The following is a 24864-nucleotide window of genomic DNA, read 5'->3' on the forward strand; positions in this document are numbered from 1 at the left end:
CCTAGACCCCGCTCGGCCGCGCGTGCCTCTCCGGGCCGCTCACGAAGCCGACGAGCGGTGCGATCCGGGTGTACACCCCCGGGCTGTCGGCGCGCCCGCAGCCGCGCCCCCAGGACACCAGCCCGATGAGCCGCCCCTGGGCCACCAGCGGGCCGCCGCTGTCCCCCTGGCAGGCGTCCTTGCCACCGGCGCGGTCTCCCGCGCACACCATGGAGTCCTCCCGGTACTGCCCGTCCGAGTCCCCCGGGTACGCCCGCCGGCAGACCTCGTCGGCGAGTACGGTGACCCGCGCCGCCCGCAGCCCGTACGCGTAGTCGCCGAAGCCGCTGGTGTCGCCCCACCCGTACACGGCCGCCTCGGTGCCCTCGCCGTAGGCGGGGTGGCCGGCCCCGGCCATGGGGAGCACGTGGTCCGCGGGCACCGCTTCGGCCAGCTCCAGCACGGCGAGGTCCCCGGCGTTCGTCCCGGGGTCGTAGGCCGGGTTGACCCGGGCCCCGACCACCGCGATCTCGCGGCCCTCGGGCGCGCGGAGCTCCGTACGCCCGGTGATCACGCGGAAGTCGGCGACGGATTCGACCGGCCCCCCGAGCACCTGGCGGCCCAGGCAGTGGGCGGCCGTCACCACGGTCGTCGGCGCGACGATCACACCGCCGCAGAACTGCCCGTCACGGATACCTCCGAACCGGTCACGGCTGGCGAGGGCCACCACCCAGGGACTGTCGGCGACCCGTACCGGGCTCCCGCCTATGACCACGCTGTCCGCGGCCGCCCTGGGGGCCTGGGCCAGCGGCGCCGCCGCCGCTCCCGCCACCAGGGTCAGAGCGCCCGCCAGGGCACGGGCGAAGGGACGACGCATGAGGCCTCCTGACTCTGAGTGTGCTCGACTACACCCAGAGTGGGATGCCATGAGGACATGCGCACCTGCTGCCCCGGGACCGGCCCCGGGGCGGGCCGGGGCGGTCGAAGGCAGGTCGCGGACCGCCCGGCGCGGGGTCGAGGCCCGGTCGGGGCCCGCCCCGGCCGGGAGGCGGCCCGCCGCCGGGCCGGGCCGCCGCCGGGCCGGGCCGCCGCCGGGCCGGGCCGCCGCCGGGCCGCTGCGGACCGGATCAGTCCAGGTAGTCGCGCAGGACCTGCGAGCGCGACGGGTGGCGCAGCTTCGACATGGTCTTGGACTCGATCTGGCGGATGCGCTCACGGGTCACCCCGTAGACCTTGCCGATCTCGTCCAGGGTCTTGGGCTGCCCGTCGGTGAGTCCGAAGCGCATCGAGACCACGCCCGCCTCGCGCTCGCTCAGGGTGTCGAGGACGGAGTGGAGCTGCTCCTGCAGGAGCGTGAAGCTCACGGCGTCGGCCGGGACGACCGCCTCGGAGTCCTCGATGAGGTCGCCGAACTCGCTGTCGCCGTCCTCGCCGAGCGGGGTGTGCAGGGAGATCGGCTCGCGGCCGTACTTCTGGACCTCGATGACCTTCTCGGGGGTCATGTCGAGTTCCTTGGCCAGCTCCTCCGGGGTGGGCTCGCGGCCCAGGTCCTGGAGCATCTGGCGCTGCACCCGGGCGAGCTTGTTGATCACTTCGACCATGTGCACCGGGATGCGGATGGTGCGGGCCTGGTCCGCCATGGCGCGGGTGATCGCCTGGCGGATCCACCAGGTCGCGTAGGTGGAGAACTTGTAGCCCTTGGTGTAGTCGAACTTCTCGACCGCACGGATCAGGCCCAGGTTCCCCTCCTGGATCAGGTCCAGGAAGAGCATGCCGCGGCCGGTGTAGCGCTTGGCCAGCGAGACCACGAGGCGGAGGTTGGCCTCCAGGAGGTGGTTCTTGGCGCGTCGGCCGTCCTCGGCGATGATCTCCAGCTCGCGCTTGAGCTTGGGGGCCAGCTTGTCGGAGTTCGCCAGCTTGTCCTCGGCGAACAGGCCCGCCTCGATGCGCTTGGCGAGCTCGACCTCCTGCTCGGCGTTGAGGAGGGGGACCTTGCCGATCTGCTTGAGGTAGTCCTTGACGGGGTCGGCGGTGGCGCCGGCCACGACGACCTGCTGGGCGGGGGCGTCGTCCTCGTCGTCGGAGATGACGAAGCCCTTGTTCTCGCCGCCCTCGTCCTCCTCCTCGGCCTCCGCCTTCACGGCGTCGGGGCCCTCGTCGAGGCCCTCTTCGTCGCCCTCGGCGGCGTCCTTCTTGGCGGCGGTCTTCTTCGCCGCCGTCTTCTTCGCGGCGGTCTTCTTGGCGGGTGCGGCCTTCTTGGCCGCCGTCTTCTTCGCCGCCGTCTTCTTCGCGGCGGGCTCGGCTGCGGGCTCCCCGGCGAGCGCGTCGGCGGTGTCGGGGTCCGCGGCCCCCGCCTCCGCCTCCGCCACGGTGTCGGCCACTGCCGGGGCGGCCGCCGTCTTGGCCGCGACGGTCTTCGTCGCCGTCCGCTTCGCGGGAGTCTTCGCTGCGACGCTCTTGCGTGGGGTGCGCTTGGGCGACTCCGCGGCACTGACCATCAGCGTCACACCCTCTTCCTCGAGGATCTGGTTGAGGCTGCGCAGGACATTCTTCCACTGGGTCGCAGGAATCTGGTCAGCCTCGAAGGCCCGACGCACGTCATCGCCGGCGATCTGCCCCTCGGCCTTGCCCCGCTCGATGAGCGCCATCACAGACTCGGAATCGGCGATCTCCGGCGGGAGCGTACGGGATGTGCTGGCCGACACGAACAACCTCTCGGAACGATGGGAACGGCTTCCGACCCCGGCCTGGTGCTGGACCGGAGCCGACGACCACCGACTGGGGATGGGCCGGGGGCGCGGGCAGGGGCCGGGGAGCTGCACAGCACCCCCAAGGGCTGCTGTCTTCCCTCCGTCGGCCATCACCTCTTACGTCATCGCGTGACGTCGCGGAGCGTTACGCCCAATCTTCGTGTCCCCGATACGGCCCTTCGTGGCCTCCGTCACACCGTGTGCGCGGGCATGCCGGTCGCGCGGTCGTCCGCGCCCGCTGGGGGCCGCTCCTGCCGAGCCCCGCACACGGCTCCCGCATGCCGCTGTCGCCGGGCCCGAAAAGGGCCCGGCGACCGGTGGTGCGCTCCCACGCCCCCGTGCGTCGGAGCGTCAGTGCTCGCGCGGGGCGGGGACCACGCGCTCGACCTCCGGATGCACCGTCAGGAGCTGGCGCATGGCGCTCTCGGCACCCGCCCCGTCGCCGGAGGCCAGGGCCTCCGCCATCCGCGCGTGGTGTGCCACGCAGGTCTCGCTGGGGCGGTCGCAGGAGGTGATGGGGCTCCCCGAGACCTGGAGGGCGGCGGACACGATGCCCGAGAGGTGCTCCAGCATGCGGTTTCCCGCGACCTGGATCAGGAGCGCGTGGAATTCGTTGTCGGCGCGGGCGAAGGTGATCGCGTCACCCTGGCCGATGGCGTGGCCCATGATCTCGACCATGTCGGAGAGGCGCTGCTGGACGTCCGGGCGGCCGTGTCCGGCGGCGAGGCGGGCGGCCAGCGGCTCGATGGTCCAGCGGAGCTCGTTGAGCTCGCGGCGCTGGTCGTCGCGCTGGGGGCCGAAGGCGCGCCACTCGATGATGTCGGGGTCGAGGAGGTTCCAGTCGGCGACCGGGCGGACCCGGGTGCCCACGTTGGGGCGGGCGCTGACGAGGCCCTTGGCCTCCAGGACCCGCAGCGACTCGCGGACGACGGTGCGGGAGACCTCGAAGCGCTGGCCGATCTCCTCGGGGACCAGCGGCCGGTCCGCGCCGAGGTCGCCGGAGACGATCATCTGGCCGAGCTGCTGGACGAGTTGGCCGTGCAGTCCGCGGCCGCGGCTGCCGGCCGCCCGGCGTCCGACGCGGCTCAACTCGACGTCGGCGCCGTCCCAGTGGGGTGGTCCGACCCGGTCGGAGCCGGTGGCCTCCGCGTAGGGGTAGCGGTCGAGTTCGCCCGGGCCGGCGAGGCCGGTGTCGGCATGGCGGGCGGCGGTCATCATGGTGTGCGCAAGGGTACTCACGAATCCTTTGTCGGCCGTGCCTCCATGACCCTTGAGGTCTTTGGTGAAAAGCACACGAAAGGGTGATCGGTGCCACCTACGCAATTGACGCCTTATCGTAAGGAACCGGGCGTTTTGCGGGAAGTTGCGGTCCGCTTCGCCTGATTCCGCGCGAAGCGGACTTCTACGGTCTCCCCGCAGTCGCCTCCCGCAACGGAACGATCACCAACGGACTCTGGCACGCAGTCCTGTGAACCCATAGGCGCACAACAGGACCATCAACGACAACACCAGTGCGGTGCCCACGGGTTGGGCCATCACCCGAAGGGCCCCCATCACGTAGCGGTCGCCTTCCGGCGGCCAGGGGGCGGAGGCCAGGGCGCGCAGCCGGGAGGCCACCCCGCTCGCGGGGTACGCGGACTGCCCCTCCAGGGCCTTGCGCACCAGGGGTACGACCGCCACCGGTACGGCGAGCACGGCGCCCAGGCCGGCGAGGGAGGACCGGAACACCCCGGAGGCGAGCACCCCGGCCCAGGCGCAGCCGACCAGCAGCCCGGCCCAACTGGCGGCCGGGGCGATCCACTCGGCCGGGGCCCGCAGCGGGGCGGTCCCGAAGACGAGGCGCAGCGCGGCGGCGTCGGCGGCGACCGCGAGGGCCCCGAGTACGAGGGCGAGGGCCGCGCACACCCCGAGCTTGGCGGTGAGCAGCCCCAGCCGGCGCGGCACGGTGCCCCGGTCGGCGGCGAGGGCGGGGTAGCGGTACTCCTCGCCGAAGGCCAGGGCCCCCAGCAGCCCGGCGCCGAGCGCGGCCGGGGGCAGCGGGAACGGCTCGGGCCACGCGGCGAGGATCCGGTTCCGCGGGGTGTGGCCGGCCCGGGCGAGCACCAGGGCGGTGGCGGCGGAGACGGCGACGACGAGGGCGGCGGTGAGGAAGGGGGTGGCCGTGCCGAAGACGCGGCGCAGCTCGTAGCGCAGCGGCCGCAGCGGGCCGCCCACGCGGCGCACCGCCGGGGCGGTGCGCCCGGGCCGGGCGTGCCGGGCCCGCCGCGCGAGGGACCGCGTGCTCCCCGCGGCCTCGGCGGCGGGCGCCGGGACGGGAGAGGACGGGGCGGGCGCGGATGCCGGGGCCGGGGCGGCCGGTGCCTCGCCGGCCGGCTCGCCGCGACCCCCGGCGGCGGGGGCTGTGGTGGCGGGGCCGGGGAAGGCCCCGTCGGCGGGACCGGTGCCGGTCCGGGGTTCCGCGTGGACGCCGCCGTCACCGCCGGCCATGATGGCGCCGGGGCCGGTGCGGACCTGCGCGGCGGCTTCCACCCGGGCCTCGGCGCGGGCCTCCACCCGGACCCCCGAGCCGGTCCTGGTGCGGGCCTGCGGCACGGGCGGGACGGGGGCTCCGGTGTCACCCGTCTCGTCCGCGAGCTGGTGGACCAGTACGCCGTGGCGGAACGCGGCCTCGCCGACCTCCGCGCAGTTGCTCCCGTACACCGAGAGCCGGCTTCCGCTCTCCTCGACGATCTCCACCACCCGGTGGGCGGCCCGGGCCTCGCGGCCCAGTACGTCGGCCAGCCGGGCGGCGTGCGGGGTGCGCACGGCGACCCTGGGCCGCAGCCGGGTGCGCGCGAAGTCGGCGGCGTCCTGGTCGGCGACGAGCCGGCCCGCGGCGATGGAGACGACCCGGTCGGCGTTCCGGGCGGCTTCCTTCGCGTCGTCGGTGGTGAAGAGCACGACGCCGCCCAGGGAGGCGTGGCCGCGCAGCAGTCCGTGCAGCCAGGCCCGTTCCCGGGGGGCCAGGCCGGCCGTGGGCTCGTCGAGGAGCAGGGTGCAGGGGTCCGCGAGCATGGCCGCCGCGAGCCCGACCCGGCGGTCCATCCCGGCGGAGAGCGAGCCGAGCCGCTGGTCGCGCAGGCCGCCGATGCCGACGACCTCCATCACGGCGTCGGCCCGGGAGGCGGGGACGCCGACGGCGGCGCAGAGCATCCGGAGCTGGTTGCGGACCGTCCGCGACGGGTGCCCGGGGACGTCGCCGAGGAGGACCCCGACCTCGCGGCCGGGATGCGGGATGCGGTGCAGCGGGCGGCCGCGGAAGTAGGTGACGCCGCGGCCCGGTTCGAGTTCGAGCATGAGCCGCAGTGCGGTGGTCTTGCCCGAACCCGGCTCTCCGAGCAGGGCGGTCACGCACCCGGGGCGGGCCTCGAAGGTGAGGTCGTCCACGAGGGGCGGGAGATTTCGACGGGGTGTGCTGGTGAGTCCGATGGCCTGGAGCATCGCTTCTCTCGCGGGGTGTGAGACCGCTTTGCGGCAGCGTGAGTACCGCATGCAAGATAACGCGATATGTCCGATTTTGTACGCAACCGGCCCGAGTCCGTACCGACATGGCCGCAGGCCACCCCCCGGACGGCGGAGGCCGCCGCCCCGGCACCGGCGGCTCAGACCTCCGGGCGCAGCATCGGCGGGTTGAGCAGGGTCGCCCCGCCGGCCCTGAACAGCTGTGCGGGCCGTCCGCCCTGACGGGTCGTCGTCCCCCCGGCGGGCACCAGGAACCCGGGGGTCCCGGTGACCTTGCGGTGGAAGTTGCGCGGATCGAGCGCCACGCCCCACACGGCCTCGTACACCCGGCGCAGCTCACCGACGGTGAACTCGGGCGGGCAGAAGGCGGTGGCCAGCGAGGAGTACTCGATCTTCGAGCGGGCCCGCTCCACACCGTCGGCGAGGATCGTCGCATGGTCGAAGGCGAGCCCGGCGGAGGCCTGGTCGGGACCTTCGAGGAGTTCGTCGACGGGGGCCCAGCGGGCACCGTTGGCATCGCCTCCGGCCCGCGGCGCGGGCAGGTCCGGGGCGAGGACCAGGTGCGCCACGCTGACCACCCGCATCCGGGGATCGCGCTTCGGGTCCCCGTAGGTGGCGAGCTGTTCGAGGTGCGCTCCGTTGTCCACACCCGGCGCGGCGGGGTCGTGCGCGCACAGGCCGGTCTCCTCGGCGAGTTCCCTGGCGGCGGCACCGGCCAGGTCCTCGTCCCCGCGCACGAAACCGCCGGGCAGCGCCCAGCGCCCCTGGAACGGCTGCTCACCCCGTCGGACGACCAGCGCGCAGAGCGCGTGGCGCCGCACGGTGAGCACGACCAGGTCGACGGTGACGGCGAAGGGCGGAAAGGCCGACGGGTCGTAGGGCGACATGCCGCGATCATAGTCGTCTGCCTGACGATAAACAGTCGTTTCGTGATCCCGAGGACGGTGATCTGGACCCCAGTCACGATCCTCGCGAGTACCAGGGGCCATCGTGCGGGCCTCTCCTCACCCTCCCAGTTGAAGCCCATCGGCCGCCTCCTCCACCATGCCGACGCCGAGGCGGCTGATCCTGACGGTGAAGGGCTCCCCCGCCACCCGCAGCCCGGACAGGCGCAGGGCGCCGAGGGGGGCGCCCGCCCTGGGGGCCACGGCGACCGTGCCGGCCGGGGCGTCCGGGCGGATGCCGGCGAGGGCGGTGAGCGCGTGGATCCCGGCGGCCGCGGCCACCGCGGCGGGCCGGCAGGCCGCCGGGTGCGGCAGGGGCGCGCTGCCCGCGGTGCGCTGCTCGCAGGCGTGCATCTCCGGCAGCCGGTACCCGAAGGCCTCCGCCGCGTCGAGCAGGCCCCGCAGCAGACCGGCAGCCTCCTTCTCGAAGCCCGCCTGGGCCAGCCCGGCCACCGCGACCGCGCTCTCGTGGGCCCGGACCGCTCCCGACCGGTGGCCGAACGGGTTGTGCCCGGGCTCCCGGGCGGCCATGCTCCGCAGCCCCCACCCCGAATCCATGGCGGGGGCTCCGAGCAGCCGGGCGAGCTGTTCGGTACGGACGGAGTCGAGCAGCCCGGGCGCCATCCGGCCCCCGCCGACCAGGCCGGTGTCCAGCAGGTGCGCGGCCGCTCCGGTGAGCCGCGGCAGCGGCCGGCCGTCGGGGTGCAGGGCGGCGGCCGGGCGGCCGCCGTCCGGGCCGTCGATCCAGAACCGGGCCCGGAACCTCTCCCGCAGGGCGGCCGCCCATTCCCGCCACTCCCCCGCTCCGCCGCGCCCGCACCCGTCCAGCAGGTCGGCGCCGAGCAGCGCGGCCCGGTGGGCGTGGGCCTGGGTCTCGCAACGCCGGGGCCCCGGATCCGGGTCGGCCAGGAAGCCGTCCTCCCCCAGCGCCCCGCGCAGCCAGTCCAGGCAGCGCTCCGCGACGGGCAGCAGCCGGGCCACGTCCTCCTCGGGCAGGCCCCACCGCCGGGCCTCGGCGAGCACTGCCGGGAAGCCGAGGGTGGCTTCGGTCCCGGTGCACCCGGGCGGCAGCTGCGGCCCGGCGGCCCGCAACGGACCCGGGATCTTCCCCGCGTCCGGGCCCCGGCCCCCGGTCTGCGCGCGGGCCAGGATCCGCAGCGTGGCAGCGGCGAGCCCGGTGCCGAGCGGCAGTGCCATCCGCGCGGCCCACAGCGACTCCGCCGGGGCGGGCCCGAGCCGCCACGGCACTCCTGCCGCCGCGAAGGCGTCGCCGGGTTCGGCGGGGTCCCGCAGGAGCAGGGCCCGGAGGTCTTCGACGCTGGTGCGGAACCACGCGTCGGCCCTCGGGTCGTCCCCCTCGGCGCGGGCTGCGGCCAGGGGGTTCGCCACCTGCCCGGCGGGGGCCCGCGCGGCGCGGTCCCGGGTGGTGCGCAGCTCGATGGTGCGGGACTCCCCGGGGCCGAGTTCGAGCTCCCACCGCAGCAGCCCGGCCGAGGCGAGGGCGTCGTCGGGGGCCGGTTCGGCGGTGGTGACGGCCAGGGCGTCCCCGGTGCTCCAGCGCAGGCCCGCCGCGTGCACCCCGGCGGCGAGCTCCGGCCCGGCGCGGCCGGCGGCGACGGCGGCCAGGTCGGCCAGGTCGGTGCCGAGGGAGACCTCCACGGGCAGGCGCAGCGGGCGGGCGGCGTAGCTGCGCACGGTGATGCGCTCGGTGCCGTCGGCGTGGCGGATGCGTTCGACGCCGATGTCGGGGTCCGGTCCGGGCTCGACGCCGGTGCGGACGGTGGCGGTGAAGGCGGCGCGGTCCGCTCCGATGCTGCGGCCCTGGAGGGCGACGGGGTCCCGTCCGGCGACGCGCAGCACGCAGCGGGAGAGCAGCCTTCGCCCTGAGCGGTAGATCCCGTCGATGCCCCGCCCCGTCAGCTGGCCGTGCTCGGGTGAGATGGCCAGGCAGGGCGCGGCGACGCAGATGAGCGCCCCGTGCACCGGCGGCAACTCGCCCCGCCGCCCCGCGGCACCCGTCTGCCCGGCCACCCCACCGCCCACCCGGCCCCCGGCCCCGGGCGGCAGCCCGGCACCACCACCAGCGGCCCCGGCACCAGACGGCAGCCCAGCACCCCCACCGGCGGCACCGACACCAGGCGCCAGCCCAGCACCAGGCGGCAGCCCCGCGACGGCACCCCACCCCGCCCCGCCAGGATCCACACCAGCACCACCAGCGGCCTCCCGCCCCCACGGCCCCCCGGCCCGCCGGCCCCCGGCAGCCCCCGAGGCCGTGGCAGCCCCCGCCGGCCCGCCGGCCCCCGGCAGCGGGCCGCCCGGTCGGTCCGGCCTGCCCGGCCCGACCGCCCCCGCCTGCCGCTCGGGCGGGAGCTCAGCCGGACCACCGCCGGGTGGGGATTCCGCCCCGCGGGGCGTCGGGGTGGCAGGGGGCCCGGAGGGGCCGCTTCGGGGTGCGGGGGGAGCCATGTGCCGCCTTGTCTGCGCTCCGGCCGGTTCTGCGGGGCGGCGGCGCGGCCGGGCCCCCACCACCCCCCAGCTGAACGCCCCCACCCCCGCCCGGGTCACGGCCCCCGGTGGCGGCTGCCCGCACCGGGCGGCCCGGCTTCGGCGTGTGGCCCGACCCCCCGGCCGGCACAGGGCCTTTGTCGCACCCCACGGAGCCCGGCCCCCCGGCCAGCACGGGGCCCCCGTAGAGCCCCGCGGAGCCCGGCCCCCCGGCCTCCACCGGGTCCCCGCGAGGCCTCGTCGGGGGCTCACTGACCGCTCCCCTCGGTGCGGCGGGAGGGGCGGCGGCGCTGTGCGGTGCGGCGGCCGGGCGGCCGGGTGGCTCCGGCGGGCCGCTTGCGGCCCGGTTCCCGGCGCCTGCGCTCCTCCCTCAGGCACTCCCGCAGCCCTTCGGGGTCGATGCCCTCGTTGCAGGCGTGGTGGAGGAGCTGGGCGAACCGGTACTCGGCGTCGGCCCGCAGCGCCAGCCCGAACGCGATCCGGGCGGTCGGCTCGTCCCCGGTGGACCAGGAGACCCAGCCGGCCAGGGTGAGCGGGGCCGCGGCGTGTTCCCCGTAGGCGCCGACGCAGCGCCTGGCCAGGGCCCGCCACAGCCGCAGGGCGGGCGCGGCTTCCTCGTCCTCCATCCATTCGGCGGCGATGTCGCGGATCTCCCGGTCCTGGAGTCCGAGGATCACGGCGGCGGCCTCGTCGTGGCCGAGCAGCGCGTCGTCCCAGTCGTCGGCGCCGGGCCCGCCCTCGGCGGGCGGCGCGAGGGTCAGGCGCCTCATCAGGGTCCGCGCCAGGTCGAGGGTCTGCGCGCCAATCTCCTCCCGGGTCGCCCCGTCGAGGATCTTCGGCACCAGGGCCGTGGCGGCCCGTTCCAGGGCTTCTTCCTGCTCGGTGGCCCAGGCCCCGCCGAGCGGGGTCAGCCGGCCCTCGATCTCCTTGAGGGAGCCGCGCACCTGGAGCCCCGCGAAGGTGGCCGCGGCGGCCATCACCGAGGTGCCCGGCGGTGCCAGCGGGTTGCCCTCGGCCGGGCAGCAGCCGTCGTCGGCGCAGGTGTAGGACCAGTAGCGGCCCGCGGAGAGGCACAGCGCCTCCAGGACGGGCACGTCGAGGGCTCCGCAGGCGATCCGGATCCGCTGGGCGAGCGGCCGCAGCCGGGTCATGACCCGCTGCCCGCTCTCGCCGCGCCGGGGGTCCTGGCAGAGGAAGACCACGATGCCGTCGGGCTTGCCGGCGCGCCGTTCGCTTCCGCGGATGAGGCATTCGGCGACCTGCCGGGCCGTGTCCTCCCATTCGGCGGGGGCGAGCGGGATGCCCACGCGCAGGCGGCCGCCGAAGCGTCCGTTCTCGCCGTGTACGGCGACCATGACGAGGGAGTCGGTGGGATGGAAGCCGAGCATGTAGGGCAGCGCGTCGGCCAGTTCCGCCGGGCTGCGCAGGGTGATCTGGGGTTCGGTGGGGACTCCGGACGGGCTGATGGAGGGCCGTCCGGACGGGCTGGTCGGTTCGTGGTTCGTCGTCATGCGTCCGACGGTCCCGCGCCCGCTCCGATCCGGAAAGCCCTGTGGATAACTCGTTCGATCTTCAATTTCCACAGGTCCGGAGCCGCATTGGCGCGATGTCAGAGCCATCGGGTTGCATGGGGGCATGAACGCAGACCTGAGGCCCTCGGCCGATTCCGTACTCGCCCGTCTCGTGGGCGACCCCACGGGCACCGCGCGGCTGCGCGAGGACCAGTGGCGGGCGATCGAGGCCCTGGTCGCGCACAAGCGGCGGGCCCTCGTCGTCCAGCGCACCGGCTGGGGCAAGTCGGCGGTCTACTTCGTGGCCACGTCGCTGCTGCGGGCGGGCGGCGCCGGCCCCACCGTGATCGTCTCCCCGCTGCTGGCGTTGATGCGCAATCAGGTGGAGGCCGCCGCGCGGGCGGGCATCCACGCGCGGACGATCAACTCCGCCAACCCCGAGGAGTGGGAGGGCATCCAGGCCGAGGTGGCGGCGGGGGAGGTCGACGTCCTGCTGGTCAGCCCGGAGCGGCTCAACAATCCGGACTTCCGCGACCAGGTGCTGCCCAAGCTGGCGGCCGCGACGGGGCTGCTCGTGGTCGACGAGGCGCACTGCATCTCCGACTGGGGGCACGACTTCCGCCCCGACTACCGCCGGCTGCGCACGATGCTCGCCGATCTGCCGCCGGGCGTGCCCGTGCTGGCGACGACGGCGACCGCCAACGCCCGGGTGACGGCCGACGTGGCGGAGCAGCTGGGTACGGGGGCCGGCACGGACGCGCTGGTGCTGCGCGGCCCGCTGGACCGCGAGAGCCTGAGCCTGGCGGTGCTGGCCCTGCCCGACGCCGCGCACCGGCTGGCCTGGCTGGCCGATCACCTCACCGAGCTGCCCGGCTCCGGGATCATCTACACCCTGACGGTGGCCGCCGCCGAGGAGGTCACCGCGTACCTGCGCCACCGCGGGCACACGGTGTCCTCGTACACCGGCCGGACGGAGAACGCCGACCGCGAGCAGGCGGAGAGCGACCTCCAGGCGAACCGGGTCAAGGCCCTGGTGGCGACCTCCGCCCTGGGGATGGGCTTCGACAAGCCCGACCTGGGCTTCGTGGTGCACCTGGGTTCGCCGTCCTCCCCCATCGCCTACTACCAGCAGGTCGGGCGCGCCGGCCGTGGTGTGGAGCACGCCGAGGTGCTGCTGCTGCCGGGCCGTGAGGACGAGGCGATCTGGCAGTACTTCGCCTCGGTGGCGTTCCCGCCGGAGGAGCAGGTGCGGCGCACCCTGGACGCGCTGGCCCAGGCGGGGCGGCCGCTCTCGCTGCCCGCGCTGGAGCCGCTGGTGGACCTGCGCCGGACCCGGCTGGAGACCATGCTGAAGGTGCTCGACGTGGACGGGGCCGTCCACCGGGTCAAGGGCGGCTGGACGTCCACGGGCGAGCCCTGGGTGTACGACTCGGAGCGGTACGCCTGGGTCGCCCGGCAGCGGGCCGCCGAGCAGCAGGCGATGCGGGACTACGCGGCCACGACCGCCTGCCGGATGGAGTTCCTGCGCCGCCAGCTCGACGACGAGGAGGCCGCGCCCTGCGGCCGCTGTGACAACTGCGCCGGGGCCCGCTTCACGGCTGACGTATCGGGCGCGGCGTTGGACACCGCGCGGGGCGAACTGGGCCGCCCGGGAGTGGAACTGGAACCGCGCCGGATGTGGCCGACCGGGCTCGTGGCGGTGGGCGTGGACCTCAAGGGGCGGATCCCGGCCGGGGAGCAGTCGTCGACCGGGCGCGCCCTGGGCCGGCTGTCCGACATCGGCTGGGGCAACCGGCTGCGCCCCATGCTGGCCCCGCAGGCGGCCGACCAGCCCGTTCCGGACGATGTCGCGCAGGCCGTGGTGGCCGTGCTCGCCGACTGGGCCCGGGGTCCCGGCGGTTGGGCCTCGGGGGCCGCTGATGCTCCGGCCCGGCCGGTGGGCGTGGTCGCGCTGCCTTCGCGCAGCCGCCCGCAGCTGGTCGGCTCCCTGGCGGCGCGCATCGCCGAGGTGGGGCGGATCCCGCTGCTGGGGGCGCTGGAATACACGGATCAGGCGCCGCAGTTCGGGCTGCCGTCCTCGAACAGTGCCCAGCGGGTCCGCGGGCTCCACCAGGCGTTGACCGTGCCGCCAGCCCTGGCGGCGAGCCTTTCCGAGGTCCGGGGTCCGGTGTTCCTCGTCGATGATCGCGCGGAGAGCGGATGGACCCTCGCGGTGGCCTCCAGGCTGCTGCGCAGGGCGGGGGCCGAGGGGGTGTTTCCGCTGGTGCTGGCGCTCCAGGCATAGCGGAAGGCGTCATCTTCGGCGTGGGGGGCAAGGATATGAGCGGCATACCGGCGAATTCCGGTCCGCGGCCGCAAATGCTCATTGCCCCATCCTCGCGGGCCACGCGAGAATTGGAGTGCTCCCGCTCGGCTCGTCGGCACCCTCCTGGGCCGCGCTGCGGCGCGCCCACACCTCAGCCGTGCCCGTACGCGGGCGTGTACCCGAAGGGAGGACCGTGACCTTCGGATTCGCCCCGTCCTCGACCACGTCACTGGCAGCGGCGGCCGGTGGCGCCAGCCGGCACGGCAGACTGCTCGAACCCTCCGAGTGGACGGCGGCGGGGGTCCCCCTGCTCCGCAATCCGCGCGAGGTGGTCAGCGGGCTGCACTCCCGGCACGCCCCGACGCCGTCCACCGCCGTCATAGCCGTGCTCGGCCCCGAGGAACAGCTCGTCGCGAGCGCCTCGTTCGTGCAGAAGTCCGCTTCGGCGGACGGCTGGGAGTACCGCAACGCGCTGCTGTCGCGGCTGCGCCGGGTCATCCCGCACGACCTGCGGCGCAGGACCCCGGTGCGGACGGCGGTGCTGATGTACTGCCGTGACGGCGACGAGCGCTGGACCGAGGAGGACGGCGCCTGGATGTGGGGGCTGCGCGACGCCTGCACCCTGCACGGGCTGCGCTGCGGCGCGTACATCACGCTGACCCGCGGCGGCTGGCAGGTGGTGGGTGAGGGCCGGGGCGGGCGTCGGCCCGGTTCGGACTCCCTGCCCGAGCCGCTCGGTTCGCTGACCCCCGAGCTCACGCCGTTGACGCTGAGCACCGTGGGAGGTGCGTCGGAGCCCCTGCGCCGGACCGCCGCGCGCTGAGGAACCCACGACCGGACGGGCCCGGTCCGGGGGCCGGACGCCGACGGCAACCCGTAGGACACCGGTACGCCGTCGGAGGCCCCGCGCCGTACGAGCGGGGGCAGCCCTCACGGCCGTACTCCCGCGAAGGGGGTACGGCTGGTCGGGCTCCGGACTTCAGCGGGGCCGGCCCGTGGGCCGCCCCGCCCCTCGCCCGTGCGGGATACGGGGCGTCAGACGCCCGCACCCAGCACGGAGTTGATCTGCTTGACGTCGCCGCACACGATCAGCAGCGCAGCCGCGCGGGTGAGCGCCACCGGCAGGGCGGTGGAGGTCGCCGAGGCCGGTCCGCCATTGGCGGCGAAGACCACGACGGGGCGGCCGGAGGCGCGCTGCACGTGCGCCGCGTCCGCGTAGAAGACGTCGTCCCCGGCGTCGTGCTGGGCCCAGTACGAGGCCTCGCCGAAGGACAGTTCGTGAGCGGCCCACGGGTGCGGGTCGCCGGTGGTGATCACCAGGATCTCACCGGGCGCGCGCCCGGTGTCGAGCAGCAGGTCCACGGCCTCCTCGGCCGCGTCCAGCGCACCCTCGGCAGAGGCCGGGATCAGCTGGACCTGCGGGACCGCCGCCGAGACGGACGGCGCGGCGGAGGCTACGGGAACGGGTCCGGGAGTGGACTCGGCCGCGCGCGGCGCGGGCGGAGCGGGCCGGGGGGCTACACCCGCGGGGCTCGCCGCGGCGGGAGTGGGACCGGGGCGCCCGGGCCGCGGAACGGCTACGGGACGCGGACCAGGTACGGGGCGGGGGGTCTGCGCGGTGCGGCTCGCGGCCGGCGTGACGCGGGGACCCTGGGCACTCTCGTGAATCTGAGGCTCCTCGATGGCGGGGGTGAGAGGCATGAGTTGATATCTATCAAACACCGGTACGAAACGTACCGGTCGGTGGCACGTGGATGCGATCAGAAATCGAAGCCGAGTTGGCCTCCGTTTTCCAGCTCCTGGGCCTCCTCGCTGCGGCGCACCTTCTTCAAGTGCCGCCACTGGGGCAGCGCGTCGAGGTAGGACCACGAGAGCCGGTGGTACGCGGTGGGCCCGCGTACTTCCAGTGCGGCCCGGTGGACCGGCGAGGGGTAGCCCGCGTTCGCGGCGAAGGCGAAGTCCTCGATGCCGTCGCCCGGTTCGCCGAGTGCGGCCATCATCCGGTCGCGCCGGACCTTGGCGATCACCGAGGCCGCGGCCACGGCGACGCAGGACTGGTCGCCCTTGATGACGGTGCGGACCCGCCAGGCCGGGCCGAGGTAGTCGTGCTTGCCGTCGAGGATCACCGCGTCGGGCCGCACCGGGAGCGACTCCAGCGCGCGCACCGCCGCGAGCCGCAGGGCGGCCGTCATCCCGAGTTCGTCGATCTCCTCCGGGGAGGCGTGCCCCAGGGCGTGCGCGGTGACCCAGTCCTCCAGAACCCCCAGCAGCGCGTCGCGCCGCTTCGGGGTGAGCAGTTTGGAGTCGGTGAGCCCCTCGGGCGGCCGGCGCAGGCCGGTGATCGCCGCGCAGACGGTGACGGGACCGGCCCAGGCCCCTCGTCCGACCTCGTCGACCCCGGCGATGACCTTGGCGCCGGTGGTTGCACGGAGGGAGCGCTCGACGGTGTGGGTGGGTGCTTCGTACGGCATGGCGCCAGCAAGGTTACGCCGCCCCGGGCCGCCTGCACACCCCGGCCCGGGGCAAGCGCCGCCGGGGGGCCTCGGCGAGCCGCCGGCCGGGCTTCCCGGGGGTTCACGCCCGGAGCATCGGAACCATCACGCCGTCGATCATCTCCGCGATCTCGACGTCCGGCCATTCGCTTCCGCATACCTTCGCGCGGTACATGAGCATCGCCGGAATCACATCGGTGAGCAGGGGACTCGTGGCATCGGCCCGGACGTCCTGCCGCTCGATTCCGCGCTGGAGGAGCTCGTGTATCACCTCATGGGCCGGCTCGTGCAGGCCCTTCCAGATCACTTCACGGAACAGATCGGCATGAGCGTGGTCGCATTCGTGAAGGACCGCCCGCAGGGCCACCCCGGCCTGGGAGCGCATGACGTCACGCATCCGCACGCACAGCACGTACAGGTCCTCGCGCACCGACCCGTGGTCGGCGATCTCCCCCAGCGCGGGCAGCCCCGCGCGCAGCACCTCCGCCACCAGATCGGTCTTGGTGGGCCAGCGCCGGTAGACGGCCGCCTTGCCGGTGCGCGCCCCGGCCGCCACCGCCTCCATGGTGAGGGCGTTCCAGCCGACGGTGCTCAGCTGCTCCAGGGCGGAGTCCAGGATCGCCCGTTCGAGCGCCGGCCCCCGCCTGCGCACCGGCGCCGCCCCCGCCGACCAGCCCGAACCCGCCATGCCCGTACCTCCGACCGGCCCGCGCGATTCCCGCGCACATTTTCCGCCTTAGTGAACGCTTGCGTTCCCTACATTCGGGCTCCTACCGTGGACCCGCAGTGAACGAATGCGTTCACTATTTCACTTCGGGGGGATCCACAGTGACAAGCGTTCAGCTCGACAAGCCCCGGATACCGGGGGCCGCCCGACGGCCCGGACGTCCCGGGGTGGCGCTCGCCGTCATCGCCGCCTGCCAGCTCATGGTCGTCCTCGACGCGACCATCGTGAACATCGCGCTCCCGCACATCCAGACGGCGCTCTCCTTCTCCACCACCGACCTCTCCTGGGTGATCAGCGCCTACACCCTCGCCTTCGGCGGACTGCTGCTGCTCGGCGGCCGGGCCGGCGACATCCTGGGCCGACGCCGCGTCTTCATGGCCGGAATCCTGCTGTTCACCCTGGCCTCCCTGCTCGGCGGATTCGCCCAGGAGCCCTGGCAGCTGATGGCGGCCCGCGCCCTCCAGGGCGTCGGCGGGGCCATCGCCTCGCCCACCGCGCTCGCCCTGATCACCACGACCTTCGCCGAAGGCCCCGACCGCAACCGCGCCTTCGGGGTCTTCGCCGCCGTGTCCGCCGGCGGCGGCGCCGTCGGCCTGCTGGCCGGCGGCATGCTCACCGAGTGGCTCGACTGGCGCTGGGTGCTCTTCGTCAACGTGCCGATCGGCGTGCTCATCGCCGTCCTCGCCCCGCTCTACATCAACGAGTCCGAACGCCACCCGGGCCGCTTCGACGCCGCCGGCGCCCTCACCTCCACCGCCGGGATGACCTCGCTCGTCTACGGGTTCATCCGCGCGTCCGAGGACGGCTGGCGCGACTCGCTGACCATCGGCTCCTTCGCCACCGCCGTCGTCCTGCTCGGTCTCTTCGTCCTCATCGAGTCGCGCGCCGCCGAACCGATCATCCCGCTGCGGATGTTCGCCGACCGCAACCGCGCCGGCACCTACCTGATCATGCTCGGTCTCGCCGCCGCCATGTTCGGCATGTTCTTCTTCATCGTCCAGTTCGTCCAGAACGTGCTGGGCTTCTCGCCCATCCAGTCCGGCGTCGGCTTCCTGCCCGTGACGGTGGCGATCATCGCCGGCGCCGGGCTGTCGCAGCGCTTCCTGCCGCGCCTGGGCCCCAAGCCGTTCATGGTCACCGGATCGGCGCTCACCGGCATCGGCCTGGCCTGGCTGACCTTCATCCGCACCGACAGCACCTACCTGTCCGGCGTACTCGGCCCGATGCTGCTGTTCGGCTTCGGCATGGGCCTCAACTTCGTCACGCTCACCCTCACCGCCGTCTCCGGCGTGGCACCGCGCGAGGCGGGAGCGGCCTCCGGCCTGCTGAACGCCAGCCAGCAGGTGGGCGGTTCGCTCGGACTGTCGATCCTGGTCACCGTCTTCGGCACCGCAGGCCGCGACGAGGCCGCCAAGCAGGTCCCGGACTTCATGGCCCGCGCCGAACCGGCACAGCTGGCCGCCTTCAAGCAGACCGGGCAGCTGCCGGACCCCTGGGGGGACCTCGTCCTCACCCGGGGCATCTCCACCGCCTTCATCGCCGCCGTCGCCATGGCGGGGCTCGCACTGGTCACCGCGCTGCTGGTGATCCGGGTGCGCAAGAGCGACCTGGAAGCCCTCAGCGGAACCGCCGCCGAAGCCGGCCCCGCGGCCTGAGCTCGCCGTCGGGCCCCTCTCCCTGCACAGACAGACGTACGAGGAGCCCCGGGCGCGGAACCACCCCCGCGCCCGGCACCCGCCCACCCGGCACAGCCACCACCCGGCCGGGACCCCTCAGCAGCCGGTACCCGTCAGCCGGGCAGCCCGGGCAGCCACGCCGGAAGCGCCTCGGTCCGGTCCAGCCACGCCTGCGGCAGCGCCGCGTCCCCGCGCCCGCCCAGTACCCCGCCGACGATCGCACAGGTGGTGTCCACGTCACCGCCCACCTGGGCGGTGGTCCAGAACGCCCGCTCGAAGTCGTCCAGCGCCCGGGCCGCCGACCACAGCGCGAAGGGCACCGTGTCATGGGCGCTCGTACGCCGCCCGCAGCCCAGCACCGCCGCGACCGTCGTCGCGTCGTCGTAGTCCAGCATGTCCCGCGCCCTGCGCACGCCCGCCCCGACGGCGCTGCGCGGCACCAGCGCGATCACCCCGTCCAGCAGGGCCTCGGCGGTCGGCGGCCCCGCCGGGGACGCCGCCAGCGCGGCCGCGGCGGCGACCGCCATCGCCCCGCACACCGCCTCGCGGTGCTGGTGGGTGGTGTAGGCGGAGATCTCCGCCTGGTGCGTGGCCTGCTCGGGGTCGTCCGCGTACCAGGCACCGAGCGGGGCGATCCGCATGGCGGCGCCGTTGCCCCAGGAGCCCTGGCCGTTGAAGAGCTCGGCGGCCAGCGTCCGCCAGTCCTCGCCCTCCCTGACCAGGCGCAGCATCCGGTTCACGGCGGGCCCGTAGCCGCGGTCGAAGTCGTGGTGGTCGGCGAAGGAGGCCGCCAGCGCGTCCTGGTCGACGCGGCCGTGCGTGGCGAGGACGGCCACCACCGAGCAGGCCATCTCGGTGTCGTCGGTCCACTGCCACGGCCGGCTGCCGGACGGCAGCTCGCGCCGCTTCAGCAGCGGGTAGTTGACGGGAACGAAGTACTGGGAGCCCAGGGCGTCCCCCAGGGCCAGCCCGCGGAGGCTGGACAGGGCGCGTGCGTAACGCGTTTCGGAAGTGGAATCAGCGGTCATCGCGCGTCACTTTAGCCGTCCAGGTCATAAGGCTCGGGTGTGGTCCACCGCTCAAACGGGCGGTCCATCCGGTAGCGCCCGTCGGGCCCGAGCAGCAGGACACGGTATTCGCCGTTGCCCGGGTTGGACAGGGCCTCGAACTCGGCCACCGACCAGTGGAACCAGCGCATGCAGAACAGCCGCATCGTCAGCCCGTGGGTGACCAGCAGGACGTTCTCGGGATGGTCGGGGGCCTCGAAGCTGCGGTAGAGGCTCTCCAGGAAGGAGCCGACGCGGTCGTAGACGTCGGCGCCCGACTCGCCCTGCGCGAAGCGGTAGAAGAAGTGCCCGTAGGCGTCCCGGTACGCCTTCTGGAGCTTCACGTCGTCGCGGTCCTGCCAGTTCCCCCAGTCCTGCTCGCGCAGCCGGGGCTCCTCGCGCATGCGGACCCGCGACGGGTCCAGCCGCAGCTCGCGGAAGGTCTGCAGGGTCCTGCGGTAGGGGGAGACGTACGCGCTGATGCTCTCCTCGCCGAAGAGCTCCCGCAGCCGCTCCCCGGCGGCCGCGGCCTGCTCGTGGCCGGTGCGGGTCAGCCGCAGGGCGTGGTCGGGCTCCCGCTCGTAGACCGTGTCATCGACGTTTCCCTCCGATTCCCCGTGCCGGACGAGGACGATGCGCCGTGGTCGAACCATCCCCCGACCCTATTCGGCCGCCGGGGCGGCCACACCCCGGCCACGCCGGTCGGGGACGGCGCTTGTCCTACGGTCATACCGTCCAGGTGGGTTCGAGGTCGACGACGTCCCCGGTGAGCGCCTCCACATCGGCTTCGGTCTGGGCGCGCAGCGAGAGCCGCTCGACCCGCTCCTGCCGGTACTTGCCGTGCTCCGCCGCCGCCCGCCACATGGACAGCACCAGGAACTCCCGCCCGGGCGCCTCCCCGAACAGACCCCGGATCATGCCGGGCGACCCCGCCATGGCGGGGTTCCACACCTTCTCCTGCATCAGCGCGAAATGGTCCACGCGCCCTTCCCGCACCCGGGTGTGGGCGACCCGCACCACGTCGGCGTCGCTGAAGCGCGGCTCGAAGCCCGTCTTCACGTCGAAGCGGTGGTCGAAGAGCGTGACCCGGGCATCGGTGTAGGTGCCGCTCTGCGAGGCGGCCAGTCTGTCGTGCGAGCGGGCCATGAAGGAGTCGTAGAAGGAGCGGCTCTCCCAGAACGCGAAGACATGCGCGACCCCCTGCCGGCCTCTGCTCCAGCCGCCGCCCTGTCCCCGGAATCCCGGTTCGCCGGGCAGCCCCGCCCACTTGCGCTGCCCGCGCTCGAACCCGCGTCGGTCCGTCACCGTGCAGCGAATCCACTTGACCAGCACCGCGCCATCGTACGGGCCGGGCGCGGTCCGGGTCAGTCCCCGGAGCGGTTGATCCGCACCAGTTCCGCCGCGTCCCGCTCGGGCAGCCGAAGCCCGAACTCCCGGTCGAGGAGGGCGGGCAGCCGGCCGGGGTCCACCGGCTCCCGCTCCGTCCGCCCGTCGGGGAACAGGCGCGTCAGCTCGCGCCCCACGAGCGTCTTGCGCACGGCGTCCCCGGGGAGCTGGACGATGGTCTGCCCGACGAAGGAGGACCGGGGGTGCGTGGAGCTGTAGTGGTTCAGCACGACGTAGTCCACGGGGTGGTACCGCTGCGGGGAGAAGGCGTACAGGTCCCACCAGCCCTCCCCGCGGCGGGCCCGGAGCACGAGGACCCCTTCCTCCTCCTCGTGTACCGCGTACGCCCACGGCCCCTGGCGGACCGCGGTGCCGGGGCGCGCGAGCGGGACGGGCTCGCGCGGGCCCATGTAGCCGAACCCGGCGTCGCAGAGCCACGGTTCGCCGTCGACGGTGACGACGAGCACGGCGTGCGTCACCGCGAGCAGCGCGTCGCCCCGGGTGCGGTTGCGGGCGCCGCGCCCCGACACCTCGAAGCCGATCCGCTCCAGGGCGGCGGCCAGCAGCGAGTTCTGCTCGTAGCAGTAGCCGCCCCTGCGGGCGCGCACGAGCTTGTCCTGCAGGGCCTTGACCTCCAGCTCGACGGGGCGGCCGAGCAGGACGTCCAGGCTCTCGAAGGGGATGGCGGCGGTGTGGGCCCGGTGCACCGCGTACAACGTCTCCAGGTCGGCCCGGAGTTCCCGTACGGCCCCTCCCGTCCCGGGACCGAGGCCGATCCGCTCCAGGTACGCGTCCAGGTCCAGTTCCTCACCGCTCCACATGGCTCCCCGCTCCCCCGCCGTGAATTCCGCGCGCCCGGGCGTCGCCGGGCCCCGCACCATGATCGCCGTGACCGGCCCTGCGCGCGATCCCCCCGTGACGGGCTGCCCGGCGCGGGGTACGGCGAAGGGGACCGGCCGTGGGCCGGTCCCCTTCGTTCGTGCGCGGCGGGTCAGCCGTCGGCTACCCGCGCGGGCTCAGCTGCAGCCGCTGGTGGAGCCGCAGCCCTCGCAGATGTAGCAGGAGCCGGCGCGCTGCATCTTCGTACCGCAGGAGAAGCAGAGCGGTGCGTCGGCGGAGACGCCCATCTGCATCTCGACCAGCTCGGCGTTGCTGTGCGCCGTCTTGGGGGCCGGGACCGGGACGATCGCCACCGGCTTGGCCACCGGCTTGGCCACGGCGGCAACGGGCGCCGACTGGGCGAGGGACTCGGTGTCGAGCTCCTCCTCGTCGAGCGGCTCGTAGGAGCCGGTGTCGAGGTGGCGCTGACGCTCTTCGGCGGAGTGGATGCCGAGCGCCGAGCGGGTCTCGAAGGGCAGGAAGTCCAGCGCCACGCGACGGAAGATGTAGTCGACGATCGACTGCGCCATGCGGACGTCCGGGTCGTCGGTCATACCGGCCGGCTCGAAGCGCATGTTGGTGAACTTCGCGACGTACGTCTCCAGCGGGACGCCGTACTGCAGACCGACGGAGACGGCAATCGAGAAGGCGTCCATCATGCCCGCGAGGGTCGAACCCTGCTTGGACATCTTCAGGAAGACCTCGCCCAGGCCGTCGTCCGGGTAGGAGTTCGCGGTCATGTAGCCCTCGGCGCCACCGACCGTGAAGGAGGTGGTGATCCCCGGGCGGCCCTTGGGGAGGCGCTTGCGCACCGGGCGGTACTCAATGACCTTCTCGACCGCCGTGCGGATGGTCTCCTCGGCCTTCTCGGTGATCTCGGCCTTCTCCTCCTCCTTCTTCTTGGCGGAGAGGGGCTGGCCGACCTTGCAGTTGTCGCGGTAGATCGCGAGCGCCTTGACGCCCAGCTTCCACGCCTCGAAGTAGATCTCCTCGATCTCCTCGACGGTCGCCGACTCCGGCATGTTGACCGTCTTCGAGATCGCGCCGGAGATCCACGGCTGGATCGCGGCCATCATGCGGACGTGGCCCATCGGGGAGATGGAGCGCTCGCCCATCGCGCAGTCGAAGACCTCGTAGTGCTCGGTCTTCAGGCCCGGGGCGTCGACGACGTTCCCGTGCTCGGCGATGTGGGAGACGATCGCCTCGATCTGCTCTTCCAGGTAGCCCATGCGGCGCAGGGCCTGCGGGACGGTGCCGTTGACGATCTGCATCGAGCCGCCGCCGACGAGCTTCTTGAACTTGACCAGGGCCAGGTCCGGCTCGACACCGGTGGTGTCGCAGGACATCGCGAGACCGATGGTGCCGGTCGGCGCGAGGACGGAGGCCTGGGCGTTGCGGAAGCCGTTCTTCTCGCCGAGGCGCAGGACGTCCTGCCAGGCCTCGGTGGCCGCGGCCCAGATCGCGCTGTCCAGGTCGTCGGTGCGCGGCGCGACGGCGTTGGCGTCGGCGTGCTGCTTCATGACGCGCTTGTGCGAGTCGGCGTTGCGGGCGTAGCCGTCGTACGGGCCGACGATGGCGGCCAGCTCGGCGGAGCGCCTGTACGCGGTGCCGGTCATCAGCGAGGTGATCGACGCGGCGAGGGTGCGGCCGCCGTCCGAGTCGTAGGCATGGCCGGTCGCCATCAGCAGGGCGCCCAGGTTGGCGTAGCCGATGCCCAGCTGGCGGAAGGCGCGGGTGTTCTCGCCGATCTTCTGGGTCGGGAAGTCCGCGAAGCAGATGGAGATGTCCATCGCGGTGATGACCAGCTCGACGACCTTGGCGAAGCGCTCGGCGTCGAAGGACTGGTTGCCCTTGCCGTCGTCGTTGAGGAACTTCATCAGGTTCAGCGAGGCGAGGTTGCAGGACGTGTTGTCCAGGTGCATGTACTCGCTGCAGGGGTTGGACGCGGTGATGCGGCCGGACTCGGGGCAGGTGTGCCAGTTGTTGATCACACCGTCGTACTGGATGCCCGGGTCGGCACAGGCCCACGCGGCCTCGGCGAGCTTGCGGAAGAGCGCCTTGGCGTCGACCTTCTCGATGACCTCGCCGGTCATGCGGGCCCGCAGGCCGAACTGGGTGCCGTTCTCGACGGCCGTCATGAACTCGTCGTTCACGCGGACGGAGTTGTTGGCGTTCTGGTACTGGACGGACGTGATGTCGTCGCCGCCCAGGTCCATGTCGAAGCCCGCGTCGCGCAGGGCGCGGATCTTCTCCTCTTCCTTCACCTTGGTGGCGATGAAGTCCTCGATGTCCGGGTGGTCCACGTCCAGGACGACCATCTTGGCCGCTCGGCGGGTCGCGCCGCCCGACTTGATCGTTCCCGCGGAGGCGTCGGCGCCGCGCATGAAGGAGACCGGGCCGGAGGCGTTGCCGCCGGAGGAGAGGAGCTCCTTGGAGGAGCGGATGCGGGAGAGGTTCAGGCCGGCGCCGGAGCCGCCCTTGAAGATCATGCCCTCTTCCTTGTACCAGTCGAGGATCGACTCCATGGAGTCGTCGACGGACAGGATGAAGCAGGCGGAGACCTGCTGCGGCTGGGGCGTGCCGACGTTGAACCACACCGGGGAGTTGAAGCTGAAGATCTGGTGCAGGAGGGCGTAGGTCAGCTCGTGCTCGAAGATCTCCGCGTCGGCGGGGGACGCGAAGTAGTCGTAGTCCTCGCCGGCCTTCGTGTAGGTCTTCACGATGCGGTCGATGAGCTGCTTCAGGCCGGTCTCGCGCTGCGGGGTGCCGACCGCGCCGCGGAAGTACTTGCTGGTGACGATGTTGACCGCGTTCACCGACCAGAAGTCGGGGAACTCGACGCCGCGCTGCTCGAAGTTGACCGAGCCGTCGCGCCAGTTGGTCATGACGACGTCACGGAGCTCCCAGTTCACCTCGTCGTAGGGGTGCACGCCGGGGGTGGTGTGGATGCGCTCGATCCGCAGGCCGCCCTTGGCGGCCTTGGTCCCCTTGGCGCGGGAACCACGTGCCGAGCTGCTCGCCGTCTCTGTCATGCCGCCTGCCTCCCATATGCGGGCAAAAACGCCCTAAAGTGCCAGCGCTATTCCGCGGCACAGTGCTGTGTGTCTTGTATCTACGAATCTCGCCTCACCGACCGGGCAGGGCCGCGCTGCACTGCGGCCCC

18 protein-coding genes are annotated in these 24864 nt (G+C 73.7%); 3 read left to right on the plus strand and 15 right to left on the minus strand.

The window, feature by feature from the left end:
• Window position 1 precedes the first annotated feature (1 nt).
• The 7 genes from ABD973_RS07440 to ABD973_RS07470 form a co-directional block, all read right to left on the minus strand.
• Window positions 2-856: a serine protease gene (locus ABD973_RS07440; RefSeq protein WP_345499356.1), complete on the minus strand. Its 855-nt coding sequence runs from the start codon at window positions 854-856 to the stop codon at window positions 2-4.
• A 250-nt stretch (window positions 857-1106) separates the two neighbouring features.
• Window positions 1107-2684, minus strand: a complete 1578-nt coding sequence (locus ABD973_RS07445) for an RNA polymerase sigma factor (RefSeq protein ID WP_345499358.1) — start codon at window positions 2682-2684, stop codon at window positions 1107-1109.
• Window positions 2685-3080: 396 nt separating this feature from the next.
• Entirely contained in the window at window positions 3081-4022 is a 942-nt protein-coding gene (locus ABD973_RS07450) for a FadR/GntR family transcriptional regulator (protein ID WP_277607515.1), read from the minus strand.
• A 147-nt stretch (window positions 4023-4169) separates the two neighbouring features.
• Window positions 4170-6209: an ATP-binding cassette domain-containing protein gene (locus tag ABD973_RS07455; protein WP_345499361.1), complete on the minus strand. Its 2040-nt coding sequence runs from the start codon at window positions 6207-6209 to the stop codon at window positions 4170-4172.
• A 161-nt stretch (window positions 6210-6370) separates the two neighbouring features.
• Window positions 6371-7117 (minus strand): NUDIX hydrolase, encoded by a 747-nt coding sequence (locus ABD973_RS07460; protein WP_125604859.1) that lies wholly within the window; start codon window positions 7115-7117, stop codon window positions 6371-6373.
• Window positions 7118-7234: 117 nt separating this feature from the next.
• The gene (locus ABD973_RS07465) at window positions 7235-9157 is read right to left on the minus strand and encodes a glycogen debranching N-terminal domain-containing protein (RefSeq protein WP_425586080.1); all 1923 of its coding nucleotides are present in this window, start codon (window positions 9155-9157) and stop codon (window positions 7235-7237) included.
• Window positions 9158-9927: 770 nt separating this feature from the next.
• The gene (locus tag ABD973_RS07470) at window positions 9928-11190 is read right to left on the minus strand and encodes a DUF4192 domain-containing protein (RefSeq protein ID WP_125822790.1); all 1263 of its coding nucleotides are present in this window, start codon (window positions 11188-11190) and stop codon (window positions 9928-9930) included.
• Window positions 11191-11314: 124 nt separating this feature from the next.
• Here ABD973_RS07470 and ABD973_RS07475 point away from each other — a divergent pair, with 124 nt between their 5' ends.
• Window positions 11315-13474 (plus strand): RecQ family ATP-dependent DNA helicase, encoded by a 2160-nt coding sequence (locus ABD973_RS07475; protein ID WP_345499367.1) that lies wholly within the window; start codon window positions 11315-11317, stop codon window positions 13472-13474.
• Window positions 13475-13688: 214 nt separating this feature from the next.
• A complete protein-coding gene (locus tag ABD973_RS07480) occupies window positions 13689-14318 on the plus strand; it encodes a hypothetical protein (protein ID WP_125822788.1) in 630 nt (209 codons plus the stop codon).
• A gap of 212 nt (window positions 14319-14530) precedes the next feature.
• Here ABD973_RS07480 and ABD973_RS07485 read toward each other — a convergent pair whose 3' ends face one another.
• The 3 genes from ABD973_RS07485 to ABD973_RS07495 form a co-directional block, all read right to left on the minus strand.
• On the minus strand, window positions 14531-15196 hold the full coding sequence (locus ABD973_RS07485; RefSeq protein ID WP_125603349.1) for a hypothetical protein: 666 nt from the start codon (window positions 15194-15196) through the stop codon (window positions 14531-14533).
• A gap of 59 nt (window positions 15197-15255) precedes the next feature.
• Complete coding sequence (locus tag ABD973_RS07490) at window positions 15256-15966, minus strand: ribonuclease HII (RefSeq protein WP_125603348.1); 711 nt, start codon at window positions 15964-15966, stop codon at window positions 15256-15258.
• Window positions 15967-16069: 103 nt separating this feature from the next.
• Window positions 16070-16675, minus strand: coding sequence for a TetR/AcrR family transcriptional regulator (locus tag ABD973_RS07495; protein ID WP_345499372.1), 606 nt, complete (start codon window positions 16673-16675; stop codon window positions 16070-16072).
• Window positions 16676-16815: 140 nt separating this feature from the next.
• Here ABD973_RS07495 and ABD973_RS07500 point away from each other — a divergent pair, with 140 nt between their 5' ends.
• Window positions 16816-18369, plus strand: coding sequence for an MFS transporter (locus ABD973_RS07500; protein WP_125603346.1), 1554 nt, complete (start codon window positions 16816-16818; stop codon window positions 18367-18369).
• 134 nt (window positions 18370-18503) lie between these two features.
• Here ABD973_RS07500 and ABD973_RS07505 read toward each other — a convergent pair whose 3' ends face one another.
• The 5 genes from ABD973_RS07505 to ABD973_RS07525 form a co-directional block, all read right to left on the minus strand.
• Window positions 18504-19418, minus strand: coding sequence for an ADP-ribosylglycohydrolase family protein (locus ABD973_RS07505; protein WP_125822786.1), 915 nt, complete (start codon window positions 19416-19418; stop codon window positions 18504-18506).
• An 11-nt stretch (window positions 19419-19429) separates the two neighbouring features.
• A complete protein-coding gene (locus ABD973_RS07510) occupies window positions 19430-20089 on the minus strand; it encodes a histidine phosphatase family protein (protein WP_125602061.1) in 660 nt (219 codons plus the stop codon).
• Between the two features lie 73 nt (window positions 20090-20162).
• Window positions 20163-20768, minus strand: coding sequence for a YdbC family protein (locus ABD973_RS07515; protein WP_345499377.1), 606 nt, complete (start codon window positions 20766-20768; stop codon window positions 20163-20165).
• Between the two features lie 32 nt (window positions 20769-20800).
• Window positions 20801-21643 carry an arylamine N-acetyltransferase family protein gene (locus tag ABD973_RS07520; protein ID WP_345499379.1) on the minus strand — a complete coding sequence of 281 codons (843 nt, stop codon included), beginning with the start codon at window positions 21641-21643 and terminating at the stop codon, window positions 20801-20803.
• Window positions 21644-21838: 195 nt separating this feature from the next.
• Window positions 21839-24733, minus strand: coding sequence for a vitamin B12-dependent ribonucleotide reductase (locus ABD973_RS07525; RefSeq protein ID WP_125602051.1), 2895 nt, complete (start codon window positions 24731-24733; stop codon window positions 21839-21841).
• Window positions 24734-24864 lie beyond the last annotated feature (131 nt).

It is taken from the genome of Streptomyces racemochromogenes (genome assembly GCF_039535215.1).
Taxonomy (GTDB): Bacteria; Actinomycetota; Actinomycetes; order Streptomycetales; family Streptomycetaceae; genus Streptomyces; species Streptomyces racemochromogenes.

Excerpts from the sequence above, each read along its gene's own strand:
- ABD973_RS07460 (WP_125604859.1), bottom strand. The coding sequence starts at position 7,117 with ATGTCGCCCTACGACCCGTCGGCCTTTCCGCCCTTCGCCGTCACCGTC.
- ABD973_RS07495 (WP_345499372.1), bottom strand. The coding sequence starts at position 16,675 with ATGGCGGGTTCGGGCTGGTCGGCGGGGGCGGCGCCGGTGCGCAGGCGG.
- ABD973_RS07455 (WP_345499361.1), bottom strand. The coding sequence starts at position 6,209 with ATGCTCCAGGCCATCGGACTCACCAGCACACCCCGTCGAAATCTCCCG.
- ABD973_RS07475 (WP_345499367.1), top strand. The coding sequence starts at position 11,315 with ATGAACGCAGACCTGAGGCCCTCGGCCGATTCCGTACTCGCCCGTCTC.
- ABD973_RS07520 (WP_345499379.1), bottom strand. The coding sequence starts at position 21,643 with ATGTGGAGCGGTGAGGAACTGGACCTGGACGCGTACCTGGAGCGGATC.
- ABD973_RS07440 (WP_345499356.1), bottom strand. The coding sequence starts at position 856 with ATGCGTCGTCCCTTCGCCCGTGCCCTGGCGGGCGCTCTGACCCTGGTG.
- ABD973_RS07485 (WP_125603349.1), bottom strand. The coding sequence starts at position 15,196 with ATGCCTCTCACCCCCGCCATCGAGGAGCCTCAGATTCACGAGAGTGCC.
- ABD973_RS07505 (WP_125822786.1), bottom strand. The coding sequence starts at position 19,418 with ATGACCGCTGATTCCACTTCCGAAACGCGTTACGCACGCGCCCTGTCC.
- ABD973_RS07470 (WP_125822790.1), bottom strand. The coding sequence starts at position 11,190 with ATGACGACGAACCACGAACCGACCAGCCCGTCCGGACGGCCCTCCATC.
- ABD973_RS07525 (WP_125602051.1), bottom strand. The coding sequence starts at position 24,733 with ATGACAGAGACGGCGAGCAGCTCGGCACGTGGTTCCCGCGCCAAGGGG.
- ABD973_RS07510 (WP_125602061.1), bottom strand. The coding sequence starts at position 20,089 with ATGGTTCGACCACGGCGCATCGTCCTCGTCCGGCACGGGGAATCGGAG.
- ABD973_RS07490 (WP_125603348.1), bottom strand. The coding sequence starts at position 15,966 with ATGCCGTACGAAGCACCCACCCACACCGTCGAGCGCTCCCTCCGTGCA.